Origin of the sequence: Allobosea sp., from assembly GCF_051860145.1 — a bacterium.
Lineage (GTDB): Bacteria > Pseudomonadota > Alphaproteobacteria > Rhizobiales > Beijerinckiaceae > Allobosea.
The window spans coordinates 1-792 of record NZ_JBHYEM010000049.1 but is presented as its reverse complement, the minus strand read 5'-3'; the positions used below and the strand labels follow the sequence as shown (position 1 = coordinate 792).

General features: G+C 66.5%; 1 protein-coding gene. It reads left to right on the top strand.

All coding sequences use genetic code 11. From position 1 onward, the window contains the following. On the top strand, positions 1–706 hold a 706-nt coding region (locus tag ACTIF2_RS27610; protein ID WP_439500342.1), incomplete at its 5' end, for an ABC transporter ATP-binding protein. Between the last annotated feature and the right edge of the window lie 86 nt (positions 707–792).

Below are 792 nucleotides of genomic sequence, written 5' to 3'. Positions count from 1 at the left end.
GACCGCCCTTACCGAAATGGGACTAGTCGCCACGCCGCCCGGAATAATCCGCAACGGGGCAATCTACCTGAAGGGCGAAGAAGTGCTGGCCATGCCGCCGACGCGCCTCATCGCCAGCCGGGGAGCCCGCGTCGCCTATGTCTTCCAGGACCCGCTGACGACGCTGCACCCCATGATGGCAATCGGACGCCAGGTGGAGGAGGCGATCGCCGCCCACCAGCCGCTCGGCGCGACAGAGCGCCGCGAAAAAGCGATCGCGCTGCTCGACAAGGTCGGCATCCCCGAGGCCCGCGCCCGTGCCGGCCACTACCCGCACCAGCTTTCGGGCGGCCAGCGCCAGCGCGTCGGCATTGCCATGGCGCTCGCTAACGATCCTGATCTCATCATCGCCGACGAGCCGACCACCGCCCTCGACGTGACCGTGCAGGCGCGTATCCTGGAACTGATGCGCGCTCTTCAGCGCGAACGCGGCATGGCGCTTGTCTTCATCACGCACGATTTCGGCGTCGTGTCGGAAATCTGCGACCGCGTGGCCGTCATGAAGGACGGGGAGATCGTCGAGACCGGCGAAGCGCGGGCGGTGCTCGCCAATCCGCAGCATGCCTATACGAAACGGCTGATCGCCTGCGTCCCGGAACTGGGAAGCGGAAGCCGTTTCCTCGACCGCATGGCCGCGCTTTTCCAGAGGGAGGCGGGGACGTCATGACGGCTCACGCGATCGAGATGCGGGAACTCAGCAAGAGGTTCGGCGGCGGCAGGAGCCTCTTCGGCAAGCCGCGTCATACCATAGAC